The sequence below is a fragment of the Streptomyces sp. P5F9 genome (genome assembly GCF_057961495.1).
The window spans coordinates 23,767-45,213 of sequence record NZ_JBXVPZ010000027.1 but is presented as its reverse complement, the minus strand read 5'-3'; the positions used below and the strand labels follow the sequence as shown (position 1 = coordinate 45,213).

19 protein-coding genes are annotated in these 21,447 nt (G+C 70.1%); 17 read left to right on the top strand and 2 right to left on the bottom strand.

The genetic code is table 11. The annotated features are described in order from the left end of the window. The first annotated feature begins 483 nt into the window (after nucleotides 1-483). From AC31A1_RS07860 to AC31A1_RS07790, 15 genes are all read left to right on the top strand, one after another. Complete coding sequence (locus AC31A1_RS07860; RefSeq protein ID WP_489652530.1) at nucleotides 484-1,323, top strand: SGNH/GDSL hydrolase family protein; 840 nt, start codon at nucleotides 484-486, stop codon at nucleotides 1,321-1,323. A gap of 1,177 nt (nucleotides 1,324-2,500) precedes the next feature. After that, nucleotides 2,501-3,295: an ABC transporter ATP-binding protein gene (locus tag AC31A1_RS07855; protein ID WP_489652529.1), complete on the top strand. Its 795-nt coding sequence runs from the start codon at nucleotides 2,501-2,503 to the stop codon at nucleotides 3,293-3,295. Nucleotides 3,296-3,457: 162 nt separating this feature from the next. Further along, complete coding sequence (locus AC31A1_RS07850) at nucleotides 3,458-4,198, top strand: SRPBCC domain-containing protein (protein WP_489652528.1); 741 nt, start codon at nucleotides 3,458-3,460, stop codon at nucleotides 4,196-4,198. Further along, nucleotides 4,195-5,055: an HpcH/HpaI aldolase family protein gene (locus tag AC31A1_RS07845; protein WP_489652527.1), complete on the top strand. Its 861-nt coding sequence runs from the start codon at nucleotides 4,195-4,197 to the stop codon at nucleotides 5,053-5,055. The genes AC31A1_RS07850 and AC31A1_RS07845 overlap by 4 nt, the downstream gene beginning before the upstream one ends. A gap of 63 nt (nucleotides 5,056-5,118) precedes the next feature. After that, nucleotides 5,119-6,189: an amidohydrolase family protein gene (locus tag AC31A1_RS07840; RefSeq protein ID WP_489652532.1), complete on the top strand. Its 1,071-nt coding sequence runs from the start codon at nucleotides 5,119-5,121 to the stop codon at nucleotides 6,187-6,189. Next, a complete protein-coding gene (locus AC31A1_RS07835) occupies nucleotides 6,186-7,838 on the top strand; it encodes a thiamine pyrophosphate-binding protein (protein WP_489652526.1) in 1,653 nt (550 codons plus the stop codon). Before AC31A1_RS07840 ends, AC31A1_RS07835 begins: the two co-directional genes overlap by 4 nt. Nucleotides 7,839-7,858: 20 nt before the next feature. Next, nucleotides 7,859-8,755 (top strand): substrate-binding domain-containing protein, encoded by an 897-nt coding sequence (locus AC31A1_RS07830; protein ID WP_489652525.1) that lies wholly within the window; start codon nucleotides 7,859-7,861, stop codon nucleotides 8,753-8,755. A gap of 76 nt (nucleotides 8,756-8,831) precedes the next feature. Further along, nucleotides 8,832-10,004, top strand: coding sequence for a DUF3500 domain-containing protein (locus tag AC31A1_RS07825; protein WP_489652524.1), 1,173 nt, complete (start codon nucleotides 8,832-8,834; stop codon nucleotides 10,002-10,004). Continuing rightward, nucleotides 10,001-10,879, top strand: coding sequence for a hypothetical protein (locus tag AC31A1_RS07820; RefSeq protein ID WP_489652523.1), 879 nt, complete (start codon nucleotides 10,001-10,003; stop codon nucleotides 10,877-10,879). The genes AC31A1_RS07825 and AC31A1_RS07820 overlap by 4 nt, the downstream gene beginning before the upstream one ends. 77 nt (nucleotides 10,880-10,956) lie before the next feature. Beyond that, nucleotides 10,957-11,940: an ABC transporter substrate-binding protein gene (locus AC31A1_RS07815; RefSeq protein WP_489652522.1), complete on the top strand. Its 984-nt coding sequence runs from the start codon at nucleotides 10,957-10,959 to the stop codon at nucleotides 11,938-11,940. Nucleotides 11,941-11,978: 38 nt separating this feature from the next. Next, on the top strand, nucleotides 11,979-12,833 hold the full coding sequence (locus tag AC31A1_RS07810) for an amidohydrolase family protein (protein WP_489652521.1): 855 nt from the start codon (nucleotides 11,979-11,981) through the stop codon (nucleotides 12,831-12,833). 76 nt (nucleotides 12,834-12,909) lie between these two features. Next, the gene (locus tag AC31A1_RS07805) at nucleotides 12,910-13,617 is read left to right on the top strand and encodes a GntR family transcriptional regulator (RefSeq protein ID WP_489652520.1); all 708 of its coding nucleotides are present in this window, start codon (nucleotides 12,910-12,912) and stop codon (nucleotides 13,615-13,617) included. Nucleotides 13,618-13,698: 81 nt separating this feature from the next. Continuing rightward, nucleotides 13,699-15,291 (top strand): carboxylesterase/lipase family protein, encoded by a 1,593-nt coding sequence (locus tag AC31A1_RS07800; protein ID WP_489652519.1) that lies wholly within the window; start codon nucleotides 13,699-13,701, stop codon nucleotides 15,289-15,291. 13 nt (nucleotides 15,292-15,304) lie between these two features. Continuing rightward, entirely contained in the window at nucleotides 15,305-16,402 is a 1,098-nt protein-coding gene (locus AC31A1_RS07795; protein WP_489652518.1) for an ABC transporter substrate-binding protein, read from the top strand. A 43-nt stretch (nucleotides 16,403-16,445) separates the two neighbouring features. Then, the gene (locus tag AC31A1_RS07790; RefSeq protein WP_489652517.1) at nucleotides 16,446-17,309 is read left to right on the top strand and encodes an ABC transporter permease; all 864 of its coding nucleotides are present in this window, start codon (nucleotides 16,446-16,448) and stop codon (nucleotides 17,307-17,309) included. 524 nt (nucleotides 17,310-17,833) lie between these two features. Here the strand turns inward: AC31A1_RS07790 and AC31A1_RS07785 are convergent. Beyond that, nucleotides 17,834-18,568: a hypothetical protein gene (locus AC31A1_RS07785; RefSeq protein ID WP_489652516.1), complete on the bottom strand. Its 735-nt coding sequence runs from the start codon at nucleotides 18,566-18,568 to the stop codon at nucleotides 17,834-17,836. Nucleotides 18,569-18,632: 64 nt separating this feature from the next. After that, nucleotides 18,633-19,238, bottom strand: a complete 606-nt coding sequence (locus AC31A1_RS07780) for a hypothetical protein (protein WP_489652515.1) — start codon at nucleotides 19,236-19,238, stop codon at nucleotides 18,633-18,635. Between the two features lie 224 nt (nucleotides 19,239-19,462). Here AC31A1_RS07780 and purB point away from each other — a divergent pair, with 224 nt between their 5' ends. Both purB and mug read left to right on the top strand, forming a co-directional pair. Further along, nucleotides 19,463-20,905 carry an adenylosuccinate lyase gene (gene purB / locus AC31A1_RS07775; RefSeq protein ID WP_489652514.1) on the top strand — a complete coding sequence of 481 codons (1,443 nt, stop codon included), beginning with the start codon at nucleotides 19,463-19,465 and terminating at the stop codon, nucleotides 20,903-20,905. After that, complete coding sequence (gene mug, locus AC31A1_RS07770) at nucleotides 20,902-21,447, top strand: G/U mismatch-specific DNA glycosylase (RefSeq protein WP_489652531.1); 546 nt, start codon at nucleotides 20,902-20,904, stop codon at nucleotides 21,445-21,447. Before purB ends, mug begins: the two co-directional genes overlap by 4 nt.

Below are 21,447 nucleotides of genomic sequence, written 5' to 3'. Positions count from 1 at the left end.
GGGCAGATGCCAGTGGAAGTCAGGGCGGGCACAGCTGGAGGCTGAGCGGGTACCGGCGTAGGCCGGGCGGACACGCCCACGGAGACCGGACGAGCGCGGCTGAAGGCCGGTCGGACACGGCTGAAGGCTGAGCAGACTCGGCGGAGACCGGGCGGACGCACTCGGAGACCGGACAAGCGCGGCTGAAGGCCGGTCGGACACGGCTGAAGGCTGAGCAGACTCGGCGGAGACCGGGCAGACGCACTCGGAGACCGGACAAGCGCGGCTGAAGGCCGGTCGGACACGGCTGGAGGCTGAGCGGGGTACCGGCGGAGACCGGGCGGACGCCCACGGAGACCGGGCAGGCGCGGCTGGAGGCTGAGCGGACTCGGTGAAGCCGCTGGAGGCTGAGCGGGCTTGGTGAAGGGCGGGGTGGGCGTCGCTGGAGGCTGGTGGAGGCCGACCTACCGGCGGGTATGGACGCGGGATATCATCTTCGTCGCCATGCAGACGAATCCCACGCACACCAGCCTGGTCGCGATCGGCGACTCCTTCACCGAGGGCATGTCGGACCGGCTACCGGACGGCACCTACCGGGGCTGGGCGGACCTCCTCGCCGGCCGGATGGCCGCCCGGACGCCCGGCTTCCGGTACGCCAACCTCGCCGTGCGCGGCAAGCTGATCGCGCAGATCGTCGACGAGCAGGTCGGCCCGGCGGCCGCCATGCAGCCCGATGTGATCACGCTGGTCGGCGGCCTGAACGACACCCTGCGCCCCAAGTGCGACATGGGCCGCGTGCGCGCCCTGCTGGAGGAGGCCGTCGAACGCCTCACCCCGGCCTGCAAGCACCTGGTCCTGATGCGCAGCCCCGGCCGCCAGGGCCCGGTCCTGGAGCGCTTCCGCCCTCGTATGGAGGAACTCTTCGCCTGCGTCGACGACCTCGCCGCCCGCCACGGCGCCCTCGTCGTCGACCTGTACGGCGCCCCCTCGCTCGCCGACCCGCGCGCGTGGGACGTCGACCGCCTCCACCTCACGGATGAGGGCCACCGCCGCGTCGCCGAGGCGGTCTGGCAGACCCTGGGCTACGAGGCGGAGGACCCGGAGTGGCGCACCCCGATGCCGCCGACCCCTCCCCCGAACTGGACCGCCCGCCGCGTCGAAGACGCCCGCTTCACCCGCCAGTACCTCCTCCCCTGGATCGGCCGCCGCCTCACCGGCCGCTCCTCGGGGGACGGCCGGACAGGCGCCCAGTTCAGCGCTGAGCTGGGCAAAGCCTTTTGGGTCACCCCTGTGGACCACACAAACCCTGGCCCTGTGACGGACTGGCAAAAGGTAGAGCCCTAACCGAGAGCCTCACCCGCACGACACCTGCAGCCGACAGACCGACGTCACGCCGCGAGTCGTACAGCATCCTGAGCGAGGACCTGCGTCCTGTCGACCTCAACGACTGGCAGCGAGTTCCCACACCCAACTCGGGAAGATCCGTCAACCGGAAGCCGATTCGGACTTCCGGCATCGGTCCGCGACCTGCACGCCGAGGATCCAAAGCAATCGCCGCTTGACCTCACCGGAATTCTCGTGCAGCGAGATGCCGGTCCCGCACGTCACCAGGTCCGATGAAGGTCTGCTCAGACCAGGTGCGAGCGACAGGTCGACCCGTACCACCACGTGACCGACGCCCCTTGCCTGAGGTTTTCCCCCCGCTCAGGTGCCCGACGCCGGTCACCTGCGCATTGACGTTCTTGTCGGGCGAGTGGCCGTCCCGGACTTCACACAACAGCAGCGGTATCAAGCCGCACCCCACGGACCGGCGGTACACCGGGTTCGTCGACGCCCCGCGCGCAGGCGGACTGCTCGGCCATGTCGACGGCCACCGCCGAACGGAACAGGCGCGGGAACATCTGAACAGCCCTGTCGGGTCAACCCCGTCGAGTGGGCTGCCCGGCGGGCAACCCGGCACCGCCACGCCGGCGACCGACCCGGGCCGCGGTTCCGCGCACCGGTCGGTGAGGGTCGTCCGCGGCAGTCGGCAGCCCCTTGAGCTGCTCGCGCAGGCCGCCGGACGGCGCCGAGCACGGGATGTCACCGTCACCACCCGAAGCGGCCAGGCCCGGAGCCATACCGGAGCCCTCAGCCGGGGACCCGTGACGCGGCGCAGTAGCTGATTCGGGCCACCTGCGGCAGAGCCGACATGGCGATACCCGCACGGACATTGTCCAACAATCTTCCGGAGGGCAGCTCGTCGACTATGAGAAAGAGATGTTTTTCAGCAGGATTCTTGTGGTCACCGGCCCGCGATGTTACGTTCCCATTACCGCTTGTCGGACAATCTCGGAGACGGACAGCGTCACCGAGGTCATACCGGCAGAGGGATTCAGCCGGTCCCGGCGCTCCCTCGACTGCATCAGTGGCACCACCGCCAGCAGGCCACCGCACCGTCACACACGACCGCCGCTCCAGGTTCGAGCGCACGGCCCCACCCACTCCGTCTCTTCGCACGGAGGAGGCCGAGGAGACAGATATGTCGACCAGTCAGCGCACCTCCCGTCCGGAGGCACTCCGTCTCCAGGACGTCACCCTGCAGTTCCCCGGTACCCACCAACCAGCGATCGAGGACGTGTCGTTCACGGTCGACCGCGGCAAGGTCGTCGCCGTGATCGGACCCAGCGGGTGCGGGAAGAGCACCATCCTCAACCTGGCCGCCGGACTGCTCACTCCCACTCAGGGCGAGGTCCACTACGCCGGCGAGCGGGTCACCGGCGTCAACTCCGATGCCGCCTACGTGACGCAGCATTCCCACCTGCTGCCCTGGCTGAGCGTCAGGGGCAACATCGGCCTGGCACTGAAGTTCCGCAAGGTTCCCAAGGAGGAACGCGAGGAGCGGGTCGCCGGCTGGGTCAAGCTGGTCGGCCTAAACGGTTTCGAGGACCACTTCCCCCGTGAGCTGTCCGGCGGTATGCAGAAGCGCTGCGCGATCGCCCGTGCCCTGATCTACAACCCGTCCATCGTGCTGATGGACGAACCGTTCGGGCCACTGGACGCCATCACCCGGCTTGAGCTCCAGCAGGAACTGCTCAACATCTGGCGAGAGCAGAACGGGACCCTCGTCTTCGTCACGCACGACCTCAACGAGGCCATCTACCTGGCCGACGAGGTCGTCGTGATGTCGAAGGGACCCGGCACGATCCGCCGTGTCATCCCCGTCCCCTTCGAACGGCCCCGCCAGATCGGCTCGCTCGTCAAGTCCCCCGAGTTCTCGGAGCTCTACAACGACCTCTGGGGACTCTTCTCCGCCGAGCGGAAGTCCGCCGCGTAACCCGGCCGAACCGCCCGCCACCGGAGCGCGCCGCTCGATCGGGCTCCCGAGTCCGACGCCCGGGGACCCGCTCCCCAAACCGCCAAGCCGTCATGCCGCCGAGCCGTCGTGCCCTTTTCCTCGCCATGACGTCATGTCTGCCGCCGAGTTAGGTTCACAGTTTTGATATCGATCACGGAAGAGATCGCCGTACCGAGTCCGCCCCACCGTGTCTGGGAGGTCATCTCCGACCCCTCGGCCGTCGTGTCCTGCATCGGCGGCGCGGAACTCGGACCGTCGCACGACGACGGGTCCTTCGACGGGACCCTGGCCATCAGGTTCGGCGGTATCCGGGTCAAGTTCGCCGCCCGGGTCGCCCTGGACCTGGACGAACCCGCACGTGAAGGCCGTCTCACCGCCCGCGGCGCGGACGGGCAGGGAGCCACCCGCTTCAGTGCCGGCGCGACCTTCCGGGTCGTGGAGGGAGAGGTCCCCGGCACCTCCCGCGTCTTCTGCGACGGCGAGATCCGGCTCAACGGCAAGCTCGCCAAGCTGATCGAGTCGGGTGCGGGGATGGTGGTCTCCCGGATGACGAAGGAGTTCACCGACCAACTGGTCCTGCTGTGCGCCGAGCCCTCCGAACCACTCACGGCAGCCGCCACCGAGCCGCCTGCCGCAGCCTCCGTCGGGTCACTCACGACGACGTCCGCCGAACCGCGCACCCCGGCCGCCCCCGGACCGCACGCGGCGCCCACCGCCGATGGACGCACGGCCGCGCCCCGGCCGCCGGTCGGCCTGCTCGCCCGCCTGCGCGCGTGGTGGACGGGCCGACGGTCCAGGCGGCGTCAGGGGCGGCCGCCGCAGGCCCCGCACCCCTCGGCGGACACGTCCGGTGAAGCACTCGGCCAGGGAGGTCGGCGATGACAACGTCCAGGCTCAACAAGGTGATCGGCGCTCTGGACGCGGGACAGCACGTCTTCGCGACCTTCTCCGCGGCCGACCCGGCGTCCGCGATCGAGCTGAGCAACTCGGCGTACGACGCGGTGGTGTTCGAGATGGAGCACAAGCCCTGGGACGTCAACGCGCTCCGGGACAGCTTCCAGTACCTGCTGAGCCGGCGTCAGATCTTCGAGGCGGACAGCCTCGCGCCGGCCGTCACCCCGCTGGTGCGCATCCCCGCCAACGGCGCGGAGAAGGCGCAGTGGCATGCCAAGCAGGCACTCGACCTCGGTGCGTTCGGCATCGTGTGGCCGCACATCGCCACGGTCGAGGAGGCCCATAACGCCGTCGCCGCCTGCCGTTACCCGCGATTGCCCGACGCTCCGCTGTACGAGCCGGCCGGGCTGCGCGGCGACGGCCCGCACGCGGCGACGCGCTTCTGGGGCATCTCGAACATCGAGTACTACGCCAGGGCCGACGTGTGGCCGCTCGCCCCGGACGGGGAGATCCTCGTCGGCCTGATGATCGAGGACCAGCTCGGCATCAGGAACCTGCCGGACATGCTCGACCAGGTGCCGGGGATCGGGCTGATCCTGATCGGCGAGGGCGACATGAGCCAGGAACTGGGCGTTCCCCGCCAGTACGAGCACCCACGGGTCCTGGAGTGCAAGCGGCGGATCCTCGACATCTGCGCCGAACGCGGGGTCGCCGTGGGCCACCCCCATGTCACGGCCGGCAACGTCAAGCAGGTGATCGACGACGGCTACCGGTTCCTGATGTCGGCGCCGGTGCGCACCCACCCCGGCCTGGACAAGGCCCGCGAGCTGACCGGCCGCGGCTGACCGACGCCCGCCGGCACGGCCGTACACCACGTGACCACCCCCACGCGAGTCTCGGAGCAACTCATGATCATCGACTGCCACGGCCACTTCACCACGGCGCCCCCCGCGCTGGGCAGATGGCGGGAGAAGCAGATCCGGGCGTTCGAGGAATCGGGCGCGCGGGTCTCGCCGGCCGAACTCCGCATCACCGACGACGAGATCGCCACCGCCATCGGGAACGGCCAGCTGAAGCTGCAGACCGAGCGTGGCACCGACGTGACGATCTTCTCGCCGGGCGCGGGCAAGATGGCCCACCACTACGGCGACGAGCGGACCAGCCTCGACTGGTCGCGGGTCAGCAACGACCTGATCGCCCGGGTGTGCGGCCTCTTCCCCGGGCGGTTCGTGGGGGTGTGCCAGCTCCCGCAGTCGCCGGGCGACGCCCTGCCCGCCTCCGTGGCCAACTCCGTCTCCGAACTGGAGCGCTGCGTCGAGGAGTTGGGCTTCGTCGGCTGTCTGCTCAACCCCGACCCGTCGGACGGGTACTACCAGGCCCCGCCGCTGACGGACCGGGTCTACTACCCCCTCTACGAAAAGATGGTCGAGCTCGACGTCCCCGCGATGATCCACGTCGCGATGTCGAGGAACCCCGCACTCCAGGGCACCTGCGCCCACTACCTCGCCGGTGACACCGCGGCGTTCATGCAGCTGTGCGAGTCGGACCTGTTCAAGGACTTCCCGACGCTGAGGCTGATCCTGCCGCACGGCGGCGGCGCCGTCCCGTACCACTGGGGCCGCTACCGCGGAATGATGCTGGACCGCGGCCGGCCGCCGCTGGAGGAGTCGATCCTCCGCAACGTCTCCTTCGACACCTGCGTGTACCACAAGCGCGGCATGGAACTGCTGCTGGACGTCATCCCCGCGCGGAACGTGCTGTTCGCCTCGGAGATGATCGGCGCCGTCCGCAGCGTGGACCCGGAGACCGGGCGGCGGTTCGACGACACCAAATACACCCTCGACTCCATCGACAGCCTGAGCGACGCCGATCGGCAGGCGGTCTACGGAGGCAACGCGCTGCGTGTCTTCTCCCGGCTCGACGGTGTCCTGAAGGCGCGGGCGACGGCCGCGGCGAACGTGAAGGAGTCCCAGAAGTGAAGGTCTACGAAGCACTGGCCGAGGCGTTCGTGCGGGAAGGCACCAGCGACGTCTTCGGCATGATGGGCGACGCCAACATGCACTGGATGGCCGCCCTCGCCGACCGCGGGGTGCGCCTGTACGAGGTGCGGCACGAGGGCTCGGGCCTCGGCATGGCGGACGGCTGGGCCCGCGGCGCGGGGCGACCCGGCGTCGTCACCACGACCAGCGGTCCCGGCGTCTCGCAGCTGGCCACCTCGATGATCGTGGCGAGCCGGGCAGGTACTCCCCTGGTCGCCTTCTGCGGTGAGACCCCGCTGGGCGACGAGGGCGCCACGCAGTACCTGGACCAGCGGCGCTTCGCCGCCGCGATCGAGTGCGAGTTCCTCCACGTCACCCGGCCCGAGAACGCCCAGGAGGCCGTGCGGCAGGCCTTCTACCTGGCACGGACCAAGTCCAAACCGGTCATGATCAGCGCCCCGTTCGACGTCCAGGTGGCCGAACTGGACGACTACGACGAGGACTACGTCCCGTCCACCGCCCTGATCGAGAAGACCCGGCCGCTGCCCGACCCGTCCAGGGTCCAGGCCGCCTGCGACCTGATCCAGGACGCCAAGCGCGTGGTGATCATCGCGGGGCGGGGCGCGCGCAAGGCGGACTCCGGCGAGCAGATCCTCGCTCTCCAGGAGCGGACCGGCGCCCTGCTGGCCACCACCCTCCAGGCGAAGAACTGGCTCTGCGACCGCACCGACTTCCACGTCGGACTGTCGGGCCTGTTCGGCGACAAGGTGTCGATGGAGTTGCTCCAGGAGGCCGACTGCGTGATCGCGGTGGGCGCCAGCCTGAACCACTACACCATCGAGAGCGGCTATCTCTATCCCGAGGCGAAGTACATCCAGATCGACACCGCCCCGCACCTGGTGATGGGCAACGGCAAGGTTGCGGACTGCTATCTCCAGGCCGACGCGGTCACCGCCCTCGGCGAGCTGACCCGGGTCCTCCAGGAGCGGTCCGTCCGCCTGACGGGCTTCCACACCGACCAGGTCCATGAGTACCTGACCGGCCGGTTCCGGCAGCCGGAGTACGTGCGCGAGAGCGGACGGCTCGACCCTCGCGAGGCCATCTGGATCCTCGACCACGAACTCCCGGGCGAGATGGGGCTGGTGCTGGGCAGCGGCCACCAGACCGACTTCGGCACGATGCTCTTCCAGCGGTCCCGTGACGTGCTCTCCAACTACGGCATGTTCGGCGCCATCGGCCAGGCCCCGCTGATCGCCATGGGCCAGCTGGTCGCGCAGGGCAACAGGCCCGGCTTCGTGGTGGAGGGCGACGCCAGCTTCCTCATGCACCTGCCCGAGTTCGAGACGGCGTGCCGCTACGACATCCCCCTGCTGGTCGTGGTGATGAACGACCAGGGCCTCGGCGCCGAGTACCACAAGGCGAAGGCGAAGGGCCTGGACCCGGAGCTGGCGACCATCTCCACGCCCGAACTGGGCGCGGTGGCCCAGGCGTTGGGCGGTGGCGGGGCCACGGTCCGCACCGCGCGGGAGCTGCGCGACGCGCTCGCCGAGTACGTGCGCTCCCCCCGGCCGACCGTCGTCGACGTCCGCATCACCCGCGAGGTGCTGAGCACCCCGTACCGCCGTATCCAGTACGGCGAGGACGTGTGAGCGGGAGGGGCGGGACACCCATGCCGACACCCCTGAAGGTGCTGCTGGGCAGCTACCCGCACACCCGGCCGCTGAAGGACGGGACCGTCCCCGTGGACGGAGTGGACTGCCGGTACCTGGAGTCGTCCCCACTGCCGCCGGCCTTCGCGCGGATGGTCCGCGAACTGGCCTACGACGTCTGCGAGATGCCGATGGCCACCTACCTCCAGGCGCGGGACGCCGGCATCCCGGTGACCCTGCTGCCGGTGGTGCTGGTGGGCAGCACCCACCACCGTTCGCTGACCCGGCTGCCCGAGGGCCCGGCGCTCGGCCCCGGGGACCTCGTCGGCCGCCGCGTGGGCGTCCGTGCGTACGGCCAGACCACCGGTCTGTGGGTGCGCGGCTGGCTACGGGAGGAGTACGGGGTCAAGTCCTCCGACATCACCTGGGTGACCACCGAGGACGTCCATGTCGCCCAGTACGTCAACCCCCCGTACGTGGAGCGGTCCAGGGCCGAGCGGGTCGCGGACCTGCTGCGCTCCCACGACGTCTGTGCCGCGGTGCTCGGCCCGAAGGCGATCGGCGGGCAGGGCGCCGGCCTGGTCCCGCTCGTCCCGGACGCCGAGAACGCCGGGCTGGCGTGGGCTCAGCGGCACGGGACGGTCCCGGCGAACCACCTGCTGGTGGTGCGTGACGACGTGCTGCGCGAGACCCCGGACGCCGTACTCGCCTTCTACCGGGCCCTGAAGCAGACGATCACGGACACCGCGGGCGAGCGGGACGGCTCACCCGCGGGGCGCGCGGTCACGGCCGGGTGGAGCGACGCCCTGACCGCCTGCCTGGAGATCGCCGGACGGTACGCCCTGGAGCAGGGCCTCATCGGCGAGCCGGTGGATGTCGCGGCGATCGAGGAGCGGACGGCCTTCCTCGACAGGTGAGAAGGCGATCGGCAAGGGGTGCGCCGCCGACGGCGCACCCGTGAACGAACAGGCAAGAGCGAGAGGAGGAGCGGCGATGCGAGAGCCGGTAGGGCTGCGCAAGCGGGGCAACCCGCCCACCCGCAAGCCCGAGATCTGGACACCCGACCTGCTCGACAAGGTCGCCTGGCGGGTGCAGGCGGCACACGAGCCCTTCCGTGGAGTGGCCACGCCGGACGGCATCCAGGCGGGGCTGTTCCCGCTGCGCGACACCGGCGCGGACGTCCGCAAGGTGTGCCGGGCGGCGGAGGAGTACCTGGCGGGGCTGACGGAGAAGCAGCTCGCCGAGGGCCGGTTCCCGATGGACGACGTGAGCTGGCGCCACTGGAACAACGGCGCCCGCTACTTCCTGCGCCACGGCCTGCTGTTGGAGGACTTCGACGACGCGGGGCGCGAGCGGGCCCTGGCCGTCGTCCGGGAGAGCCTCAGCGCGGACGGCTACCGCCAGATGGTCGACCTCATGCGCCTCAACCTCACCATCGGCGAGCTGAGCGACAACACGCATGGCCTCAACGAGTGGCTGTACTGGTTCTCCCTCTACGGCGAGCCGGAGAACGGCGGCCCCTGGGGCTGGCAGCTCGACGGGCACCACGTCAACATCAACTGCGTGTTCGTCGGGGACCAGATGGTCCTCACCCCTTCCTTCCTGGGCGCCGAGCCGGTGATCGCCGGGTCCGGGAAGTACGCCGGGACCGTGGCCTTCCGGGGCGAGGAGGCGCTCGGCCACGAGCTGTTCACCCGGCTCGACGGGCGGCAGCGGGAGCGGGCCGTGATCGCGGACACGCTGCCGCAGGAGCTGTTCGTCGGGGCGTTCCGGGACAACTACGAGCTGAGCTACCAGGGGCTGCCGCTGAGCGGGATGTCCTCGGGCCAGCGGGAGACCGCGCTCCAGCTCCTCGGGCTGTACGTGAACCGGGCCGGCGACCGGCACGCCCGGGTGCGCATGGAGGAGGTGCGGGCCCACGAGGCGGAGACCCACTTCGCGTGGATCGGGGACCCGGACGGCACCTTCTACTACCGCTTCCACAGCCCGGTGATCCTCGTCGAGTTCGAGCACATGGCCGGTGTCCTCTTCGACAACGACTACCCCTCGCGCCGGCATATCCACACCGTCGTCCGCACCCCCAACGGCAACGACTTCGGCATGGACCTGCTGCGGCAGCACCACGAGCGACACCACAAGTCCGTAAGCAAGAGGAGCGAAAAATGAAGCTGGTGCTCGGCCGTGACGATCTCGCGGCAGCCGCGCTGTCGGCGGCCCGCGAGGCGGGTGCGGAGCCGGAGCGGGTCGGCATCAAGCCGGTGCACAAGGCCTCCCGCGGCTTTGTGAACGCGTCGGACGTCGACCTGTGCGAACTGGCGATCGTGACCGTTCTCCAGGCCCTCGCCTACGGCAAACCGGTGCTGCTGCTGCCGGTCACCACTCTCGGACGCCACCAGCACCAGACCCTGGTGACCCTCGGCAGGCTGTCGGTCGCCGATGTCGAGGGGCACAGCGTCGGCGTCCGCGCCTGGAGCCAGACCACCGGCGTGTGGATGCGCGGGTTCCTCACCGAGCAGTACGGCGTCGACCTGCGCAAGGCGGAGTGGACGACGTACGAGGGGCACCACGTCGAGGGCGCCGAGGACCCGTCCTGGGTGAAGCGGGCACCGGCGGGGACCAAGCTGCCGGCGGACTTCCTCGACGGCCGGATCGACTTCGGGATCATGGGCAACGAACTGCCCGCCGACGACCGTATCCGCACCGCCGTCGGCAACGCCCACCAGGTCGCCGAACAGTGGTCGAAGGACCAGGGGTTCATCCCGGTCAACCACGTGGTCGGCGTGTCCGAGGCCGCCGCCGCGGAGCACCCCGCCGCGCTCCTCGCCGCGTACGACGCGATGCGGTCGGTGCTCGCCGCCAAGGAGGAGGGCGGCCCGGTCGCCCTGCACCCCGTGGGCTTCGAGGGACTGCGCGCCGCCTTCACCAAGGCGGCCGCCTACGCCCTGGAACAGGACGTGATCCCGCGCGCGGTGGACTACGACGAACTCGTCGAGCGGACCTGCGCGGCGCTCGGCGTACCGCCGGCCCGACTCGGCGGCTGAGGCCGCGGCCCGGACTCCCGACCGGAATCAAGAGAAGCACCGGAAACAAGAGAAGCAAAGGACGCAAAGGACAGCGTATGGACAAGCTCACGGTCGTTGTCGGCGAGTACCCGCACGCGCAGTCGCTGCTGGACGGCGACGTCGAGGTGGACGGTTACGCGGTCGAGCCGGTGGAGGTCAAGCCGGTCATCGGCGCCTACCGGCGGATGATCCGGGACCTGGAGTTCGACGTGTGCGAACTGGCCCCGGTGTCGTATCTGATGGCACGTCAGGAAGGGATCGCGCTGACCGCGGTGCCGGTGTTCCTCAACCGGCGCTTCCACCACGGTGACGTGCAGTGCGCCGCGGACTCCGGCATCCGCGTACCCCGGGACCTGGAAGGACGCCGGGTCGGTGTGCGCGCCTACTCGGTGAGCACCGGCGTGTGGGTGCGCGGTGTGCTGCGCGACGAGTACGGCGTCGACATCAGCAAGATCACCTGGGTGGTGGACGACGACGACCACATCGAGGGCCGCGTTCCCGCCAACGTCGAGCGGGTCACCGACGGCCGCTCGCTGGGCGAGCTGCTGCGCGCCGGGGAGATCGACGCCGCGCTGACCGGCAACGCCGGGACGGGTCGGGCGGGCGCGCCCCGGGCCGGCTGGACGGCGGCGACGGAACCGGAGGCAGGCGGGGACGACGTACCGTATCCGCTCTTCCCGGAGGCCGGGACCCTCGCCGTGGACCACTACCTGCGCACCGGCGTCTACCCGCTGCACTCGCTGATCGCGCTGCGCTCCGAACTCACCGAAGCCGATCCCGGCCTGGCGACCAGGCTGTACGCGGCGTTCGCGGAGAGCAAGCGCAGGCACCTCGCCGCGCACCCCGGGTGGTCGGCGGTGCCCCGGCTGGCCCGCCAGGGAGAGCGGATCGGCGGGGATCCCGTGCCGTACGGCATCGCGGCCAACGAGCCCAGCCTGAACGCGATGGTGCGGTTCGCCAAGGACCAAGGGCTGCTCGACCCCGGGTTCTCCACCGACCTGCGCTCGCTGTTCGCCGCGGGCGACTACCCGGACGCCTGAGCCGGCCTCCGTACCCACCACACAGAAGGGACCACCCCGTGGACGTCGTCGACGCGCACTGCCACATCATCTCCGAGGACCTGACCCGCTACCCCAAGGCACCGATCGGGGGAAAGCAGTCGGAGTGGGCCGCGGCCCGGCCCGTGACCGCCGAGGGCATGATCGCCCGCATGGACGAGACCGGCATCGACCAGGCCGTCCTGGTGCAGGCCACCACGAACTACGGCTACGACAACTCGTACGTCCTCGACAGTTCCCGGCAGCGGCCGGAGCGCTTCGTGGCCGTCGGCACCGTCGATCCGCTGCGCCCGGACGCCGCCTCCTCGCTCAAGGCGGCGGTCGGTGACGGCGGCCTGGCCGGGGTGCGGCTGTTCACCAGCGGCAGCACCGTGCCCACGCAGGGCGAGTGGTTCGTCGCCCCGGAGACGTTCCCCTTCTGGGAGCAGGCCGCGGAACTGGACCTGCCGGTCTGCCTCCAGATGCGCCTCGGACCGGCCACCGGGCAACTGGTGGAACTGCTGGGGCGGTTCCCGGGCGTGAAGGTGCTCCTGGACCACATCGGCTACCCCGACATCGCCGCCTCGCCCGCCCGCGCCGGCGCCGAGGTCGCGGCACTCGCCGTACACCCGGGCCTGCACCTCAAGCTCACCCACCGCAACCTCGAACGGCTGCGGGACGCCGGAGAGCGGGCGGGGGACTTCCTCGGACCGGTCGTCGAGGCGTTCGGCGCGGGGCGGATCGCCTGGGGGTCGAACCTGCCGGCGGCCGAGCAGTCCCTGCCCGAACTCCTGGCTCTCGCGGAGGAGTTGCTCGCCGGGCTGGCGGAGGAGGACCGGCAGGAGATCTTCGCGGGTACGGCCCGGCGGCTGTATCCGGGGCTCGTCCGCACCTGACCGTCCGACCGCAGTCCGGATCCGGTCGAGCACCGGCCGTCGTACCTCTCCGAGCAATCAGACCCACAGGGTGATCATGATGGATTCCAACGGCTTCGACGAAGACGCGGGGCGGACGTCGCCGACCCGCCAGAGCCAGGCCTACGACGGACTGCGCTCGCTGCTCCTGTCGGGCAGCGTCGAGCCGGGCACCCGGCTCACCGAGGCCGACCTGACCAGGATGTTCAACGTATCGCGCAGCACCATGCGGGCGGTACTGGTCCGGCTGACCCAGGAGGGCTATGTCACCAGCGAGGTCAACCGCGGTGTCCGCACCCGGAGTTTCTCCGTCGAGGAGGCCGCGGACATCCTGGAGGCCCGCGAGACGCTGGAGTCCGCCCTCGCCGGGAAGGCCGCCGAACGCGCCACCGACGAGGAGATCGCCCAACTCCGCGCCACGCTGGACACCATGGAGGACTGCGAGTCCCGGGGCGACGCGACGGGCTACTCCCGGGGCAACCGGCGCTTCCACCAGCAGGTGAAGGAAGCCGCGCACCAGCAGACCCTGGCACGGGCGTACGACACCCTGCTGTACCCCCTGGTGATGCGCCAGTACCGCAACCTCTCCGCACCGCACCCACGGGCCGGGTCGCTGGAGGAGCACCGGACCATCCTCCTGGCCATCATCACCCGCAACCCTCCGGCGGCCGTCGCCGCCATGCTCCACCACGTCGCGTCCGCCCGGCAGGCGCTGTTGCTCCAGACGCGGCGGGACCACACCGCGCCGACGGCTGCGGACGCGTAGGGGCCCGCTGCTGTGGAACCGCCCGCGACGCCCAGCCGGGCCGACCGACGAACTGTCCGTCACCGACCAGAAGGAGAAACCATGCGCCAGCCGGTGAAGACCGAAGCGGGCCTGGTAGCGGGCATCCCGGGGCGGGACAGGTCGGTCACCGTCTTCCGCGGCATCCCCTACGCGGCACCCCCGGTCGGGGATCTCCGCTGGAGACCGCCCCGCCCCCCGGTGCCCTGGACCGGGGTGCACAAGGCCGACCGATTCGGCCCGATGTGCCCGCAGGTGCCGGGGTCCGAGCTGTACGGCAGCGGCCTGCCGATGAGCGAGGACTGTCTGCGCCTCAACGTCTGGACCGGAGGGAGCTCCCCGGACGGGCGGCCACGCCCGGTGCTCGTGTGGATCCACGGCGGCGGCTTCCGCGTCGGCACGGGCGCCACCCCCCGCTACGACGGCGAGGCACTGGCCCGCAAGGGCGTCGTGGTGGTGACCTTCAACTACCGCCTGGGCGCCTTCGGTTTCCTGGCCACACCCGAACTCAGCGAGGAGTCCGGGCACCACGCCTCCGGCAACTACGGGCTGCTCGACCAGATCGCGGTACTGAAGTGGGTCCAGCACAACATCGCGCACTTCGGCGGCGATCCGGACCGGGTCACGATCTCCGGGCAGTCCGCAGGCGCCGGATCGGTGAACTTCCTGAGCATGTCACCGCTGGCCGAGGGCCTCTTCCACCGGGCCGTCGCGCAGAGCCACGCCCGCCACTTCCGCGACCCCGAACTGCGCTACCTGGGGACGTCCTACCGGACCCTGGCCGACGCCGAGGCGGCCGGCGCCCGCTACGCGGCGGAGCGCGGGGCAAGGACCCTCAAGCGGCTGCGGTCGCTGCCCTGGCAGCGGCTGGTCGACGGGAACGCCTCCGTGGTCGACCACGCCGTGGAGACGGGCGGTCCGGCGAAGCCGCCGCTGTTCCGCCCGGCCGTCGACGGCTGGGTGCTGCCGAGCGGCTACGAGGAGACGTACGCCAAGGGGCTTCAGAACGACGTCGGGTACCTGGCCGGGAACAACCTCGACGAGAGCGGGGCGGTTCCGGCCACGGCCTTCGCGGAGTACCGGGCGGCGGGCAGGAAGGCCTGGCGGCCGGGTGCCCCGCCGGTCCATGTGACGCTGGAGGACTTCGTCTCCGCGTCCCGTCTCAAGTTCGGTCCGATGGCCGAGGAGTTCCTCCGGTTCTACCCGGCCCGCACGGACGACGAAGCGGCACACGCCCACTGCGCCGCGGTGCGCGACAACGCCCGGATCTCCACCTGGCTCTGGGCGAAGGACTGGTCCACACGGGCGAGCCGTCCCGTCTACACGTACTTCTGGACCTACGCCTCCCCCGCCGGACACGACACCCGCCGCGCCTCCCACGGCTCCGAGATCGACTTCGTGTGGGGCAACCTCCACCCGGACCGCGCCGAGTGGACCGACGAGGACCGCGCCGTCGCGGAGACGATGAGCGGCTACTGGGCCAACTTCGCGGCCACCGGTGATCCCAACGGCCCCGGCCTGCCGCACTGGCCCGCGTGGACACAGGACACCCCGGCGGTCATGGAGGTCGGTGACCGTTTCGGTCCGATCCCTGTGGCGGATCCGCCCCGATTCGACTTCTGGAAACGCTTCTTCCTTACTCAGACCGCTTGGTGACAGGAGACTTCCCATGGCATACGACAACTCGGCCACCGATACGTTCCGCAGAGGACCGCGACTGCGGCCGCGGCCCGGCAGGAGCCGCCGGCTTCTCGCCCTGGCCTCGGCCGCGGTGCTCGGCCCGGCGCTGCTCACCGCCTGTGGTGGGAACTCCACCACCACGACCTCGGACGGGCTCACGCAGGTCACGGTCGGCGGCGGAGGCAGCATCTTCGACACACCGCTGCAAGTGGCCGACGCCAACGGCTACTTCCGTAAGCAGGGTCTGAAGATGAAGTTCGTGACGCTGACCGCGGCGACCGGCCCCTCGGCGCTCCAGTCGGGTTCGGTGCAGTTCTTCGACAGCAGCCCCACCGGGTTCGTGTCCGCCCTCGCCAAGAAGCTTCCCCAGGTCGCCGTCTCCTCCGACGGCCTGGGCAACCCGCTCGGCCTCATCGTGAGCAAGAAGTTCGCCAAGGCGCACGACCTGACCGCGAAGACCCCCGCCGCGCAGGTGGCCAAGGCGCTGGCGAGCTCGACCGGCGGCGCCAGCTCGGCCAACACCAAGGCCGAGGCCGGCATCTTCCTCAAGAAGTACGGCGTCGACCCCGACAAGAAGGTGAAGTGGGTGTCGCTGCCGAGCCCGGCCGCGGACAAGGCCGCCCTCAACACCGGCCAGATCGACTGGTTCGTCACCTCCGAACCGATCCCCCTCCAGATCCAGGCCGCAGGCGACGGTGTCGTGGTCGCCGACCCGGTCAAGGTCCCCGAGTGGGGCGCCGGAGAGGCCGGCTACGGACAGCTCGTGGTCGCACAGAAGAGCTACGCGACCCAACACCCCGACATCGTCAAGAAGTTCGCCACGGCGGTCCAGCAGGCGACGGCGTACATGAACACGCACCTGAAGGACAGTGACGACACGACGGTGCTGAAGGCGGCACAGAAGTCGCTCGCCGGCGTGCCGGACGCCGTGGTGCAGAGCAGTCTCCAGCAGGTCGAATGGCCCACGGACGGCTCGATGAACACCGCCGGCTGGAAGAAGACCATGGCCTTCCTCGACAGCCTGGGAACGCTTCCCAAGGGCGCCGAGGTCACCACCGACGACTGGACCAACAAGTACCTGCCGTAAGACCGCCGGGCGTGCCGCACCGGCGAACCAAAAGGAGCAGACAATGGCGACTGCCACCAGTAGTGCGGAAAGCAAGACCGAGGTCGAGGTGGACCGAGCAGGAGGCGTCAGGAACAGTGCGTGGCGGGGGACCGCCCTGGTGGTGGTGCTGCGCATCGCGGTGATCGCGCTCTGCCTGGTCCTCTGGCAGGTGATGAGCGGACCCGTCCTGCCGGAGTACGCGGTGAGCAAGCCGACCGACGTGTCGCACGCCCTCTGGAAACTGCTCGGCTCGTCGACCGGGTGGACCGACATCAAGACGACGTCGTTCGAGATCGTGGCCGGGTTCGGGATCGGCGTGGCGATAGGCACCGTGATGGGCCTGGTGCTCGGCTCGGTCCCGCTCGCGGGCCGTGTCTTCGAGCCGCTGATCGCGGCCGTCAACGGCATCCCCAAGATCGCGCTCGCGCCGCTCTTCCTGCTGTTCTTCGGCATCGGCCCCATGTCGAAGATCACGATCGCGGCGGCGGGTGTGTCCTTCGTGGTCTTCTACAACATCTACCTGGGCCTACGGCTGCGCGAACGCGAACTCGTGGAGATAGTCCAGGTGATGGGCGGGCGCCGGCACCACGTGCTCAGCTACGTGACCCTTCCCACGCTGGCCGCACCCTTCTTCGCGGCACTGAAGACGGGCGGTCCGCTGGCCATCCTCGGTGTCATCGGCGGTGAGTTCATCGCCTCGACCGACGGCATCGGCCACGAACTGTTCACCGCCGCCACGAACCTCGACGCCCCGACCGAGTTCGCGGGCCTGATCGTTCTGGTGGCGATGACGCTCATCCTCAACGGGATACTCACCGCACTGGACACACTCGCCCTCAAGCGCCTCGGCCTGGGCGACCGGCGATCGGGTCGCAGGACCACCTGAGCGAGCGGCGGCGAGCAGACCCACGGCGGCGTCGGCGAGGTCCGCCGTAACCGAGGACGAGGCGGTTCACCGGGCCAAGAGCGCTCCGCACCGACCGCGGGTGCCGCTCGTATCGTCCCTGTGCGGCGGCTCGCGCCGGACAGCGTGCACCGCAGCAGCTCCTGGTACTCCCGGACGGCCGCGCGGTCGCCCGGGTCGGGAACGAGCCGGGGCGAGCACGGCTTCGACCGAGCGTTCGCTGAACCGCCGGCCACCCTCGTCGGAGCCGCTGGCCCAGTGCACGCTCCCCGTGTCCGGACGGAGCGCCAGCACGCAGGCGGGCGAAGCGGTCCCCAGAAACCCGTCGCGGTGGGGCGACGGTTCGGCCTCGCTGCCCAGCCAGGTGATCACCACAGTGCGCAGGTCCGAGTAGCCGGCCGGGAAACCCACGTGCGAGACCACGTGTCCCCCGGCTCCACGACGCAGGGGAACCAGTCCGCCATGGCCCGGTCGTAGCCGACGACGCTCCAGGTGACGTCGCTCAGTTACGCGGGATTGGGCAGGAGCAGATCGAGCATGAATTGCAGGGTGTGCCGGGCCGGCGGCTCCTTGGACGAGGCGGCCCGGGCGATCAGGGTGCCGCCCGGGGTGTAGTAGTACAGCGTCTGCTTCTCATCCGGCCTCAGGACCAGCACCTCGGCGAGCTTGCCAATGGCTCGTAGGAGAAGTAGCCGACCTTCGTGCCCCGGGGGTCCTGAGGGTTCGCGGTGTCTGCCGAAACTGATCACGGACGGCGTGTAGTCCAGGCTCGTCTCGTCCGACGACTCGGCCGTCTCGATCACCGGGCCGGACTCATCGCCGTGGATCTCGTAGGTGATCTCGTACACGGCGTCGGGATCGATCCCCTCGCTGTCTCCCAGATAGGTCAGGTCCGGCTCGACCGTCACGTTGCAGCCCGCCGACCCGAAGCAGTGCCGGACGGTGGTCCTGAGCCCGATCGCGAAACTGTCGGCGTCGACTTCGCTGTAGGTCGGCTCCGGAGTTGGCTGCTCGGCAGGGACGGCATCCTCGTCGTGTGCCCTCGACATGGCAGTGGCGGCCGGTTTGCTGTCGTTGTTCGTGGACTGCACGACCATGACACCGGTGGCCACGATGGCAGCGATGACGGCGACGGCCGAGCCGATGATGACGAGGTTGGTGTGCGGCTTCTTCGCCGGTGGCGACGGTTGGTTCGGCGGCATGGACGGCATCGGCGGCACGCTGGTGTCGGTGTCGGTCATGGTCCCCCAGGGACAATCGTCCGTTCGTGTTCCGGCGCGAACGCCCCCGCGCCCACAGAACCGGCTACGACCAGCCCCCGGTGAAGTTGCTGCTCAGCTGTGCGTTGCAGATGTTGTAGCCGCCGGACGCGTGGCCCTTCTTCGTCTTCCCGGCCACGGTGACCGAGCAGTTGATGTCTCCGGAGCCCTGGAGCTGCGCGTGCACGTCGTAGTACATGGCGTCCTTGTCGAGGGTCAGCGTCGCCTCGAACGTGCCGTCCTTGAACGTGCCCTTACGCGTGTCCGAGTCGGAGCCGTACCCGATGTCGAGACCGCCGAGTGCACCGGCGGGGGCGGTGCCCCACACCTTGAAGACGGCCTTGCCGTCGGTGGCGTCCTTCTTGGTGCCGTTCTTCTTCGTATCGTTGGCGGCCTTGTCGGAACTCTTGCCGGCGGGCGCCGCGCGCTTCGAGCTGCCGCTGGAGTCGTTGTTGCTGCTACCGCCTCCGACGGCGGCGACGATGGCGATGACGACGAACAGACCGACGATGCCGAGGCACCCGAGGCCGACGACCTTCCCGACGGAGCGCTTCTTCGGGGGCTGCGGCTGGAACGGGGGCTGTCCGTAAGGCTGTTGACCACCGTTGCCCCATCCAGGCTGCTGTGGCGGGTAGGGCGGTTGGTTGCTCATGTGTCCCCCTGAGGTCTTCGCCGGTAAATGCGAGATGTGTGACTTGTAAACACAGCGTGTGGTTGCTGCCTACTGGGGGGATTCACCCCATCGTGTCAGGGGCAGATGTCCGGCCTCCCGGACGGCTCCGCCGCGGTCCGCTGTCCGGAGAGTCCTTGACCTGGGATCCCTGGGCTGAACGGACGGTCCGGACCGCTCAAAGACGCCGGGTAAACTCCGTACACGTGACTTCCGCTCCCGCCAAACCCCGCATCCCGAACGTCCTCGCCGGACGCTACGCCTCCACCGAGCTCGCCACGCTCTGGTCTCCCGAGCAGAAGGTGAAGCTGGAGCGGCAGCTCTGGCTCGCTGTGCTGCGGGCCCAGAAGGACCTCGGGATCGAGGTGCCGGACGCGGCGATCGCGGACTACGAGCGGGTGCTCGACCAGGTCGACCTGGCCTCGATCGCCGAGCGCGAGAAGGTCACGCGACACGACGTGAAGGCGCGGATCGAGGAGTTCAACGACCTCGCCGGGCACGAGCAGGTGCACAAGGGCATGACGTCCCGGGACCTGACGGAGAACGTCGAGCAGCTGCAGATCCGGCTCTCGCTGGAGCTGATGCGCGACCGTACGGTGGCAGTTCTGGCGCGTCTCGGCAAGCTGGCCGGTGAGTACGGCGAGCTGGTCATGGCCGGCCGCTCGCACAACGTGGCCGCGCAGGCCACCACCCTCGGCAAGCGTTTCGCGACCGCCGCCGACGAGCTGCTCGTGGCCTACGGCCGGGTGGAGGAGCTGCTCGGCCGCTACCCGCTGCGCGGCATCAAGGGCCCGGTGGGCACGGCGCAGGACATGCTGGACCTGCTCGGCGGCGACGCGGCGAAGCTCGCGGAGCTGGAGCGGCGGATCGCCTCCCACCTGGGCTTCGCGCAGGCTTTCACCTCGGTCGGCCAGGTGTACCCGCGCTCGCTGGACTACGAGGTCGTGACCGCGCTGGTGCAGGTCGCGGCGGCGCCCTCCTCGCTCGCGAAGACGATCCGGCTGATGGCCGGGCACGAGCTGGTCACCGAGGGCTTCAAGCCGGGCCAGGTCGGTTCCTCCGCGATGCCGCACAAGATGAACACCCGCTCCTGCGAGCGCGTCAACGGCCTCATGGTCATCCTGCGCGGCTACGCCTCGATGACGGGCGAGCTGGCGGGCGACCAGTGGAACGAGGGCGATGTGTCCTGCTCGGTGGTGCGCCGGGTGGCCCTCCCCGACGCGTTCTTCGCGCTCGACGGGCTGCTGGAGACGTTCCTGACCGTGCTCGACGAGTTCGGCGCGTTCCCGGCGGTCGTGGCGCGTGAGCTGGACCGCTACCTGCCGTTCCTCGCGACGACCAAGGTGCTGATGGCCGCGGTCCGCGCGGGTGTCGGCCGCGAGGTCGCGCACGAGGCCATCAAGGAGAACGCGGTCGCCTCCGCGCTGGCGATGCGCGAGCAGGGCGCCGAGCGCAACGAGTTGCTGGACAAGCTCGCCGCCGACGAGCGCATCCCGCTGGACCGCGCCCAGTTGGACGCGCTGATGGCCGACAAGCTGTCCTTCACGGGTGCCGCGGCCGACCAGGTCGCCGTCGTCGTCGCCCGTGTCGAGGAGCTCGCGAAGCAGCACCCGGAGGCCGCGGGTTACGCCCCGGGGGCGATCCTCTGACCCGCTTCACCCAGGCCGAGCTGGAGGCCGCCCGCGACCGTCTCGTACCGGACGTCGTCGCGGACGGCCTCGCCGTGCTGTTCTGCGGTATCAATCCCGGCCTGATGACGGCGGCCACGGGCCATCACTTCGCCCGTCCCGGCAACCGCTTCTGGCCGGTGCTGCACCTGTCCGGCTTCACCCCGAGGCTCATGAAGCCCGCGGAGCAGGGGGAGTTGCCGTCCTACGGGCTCGGCATCACGAACGTGGTGGCACGGGCGTCGGCCCGGGCCGACGAGCTGAGCGCGGCGGAGTACCGCGAGGGCGGACAACTCCTCGCGTCGAAGCTGACGGGTTGGAAGCCGCGATGGCTGGCTGTACTCGGGGTTACGGCATACCGGACCGCGTTCGACTACAAGAAGGCCCAAGTAGGGCCGCAGGAGCGGACGTTCGGGGACACGCGCGTGTGGGTGCTGCCGAATCCGAGCGGATTGAACGCGCATTGGACCGCGGCGACGATGGCCGAGGAGTTCGGGCGGCTGCGGGCGGCGGCGCAGGACTAG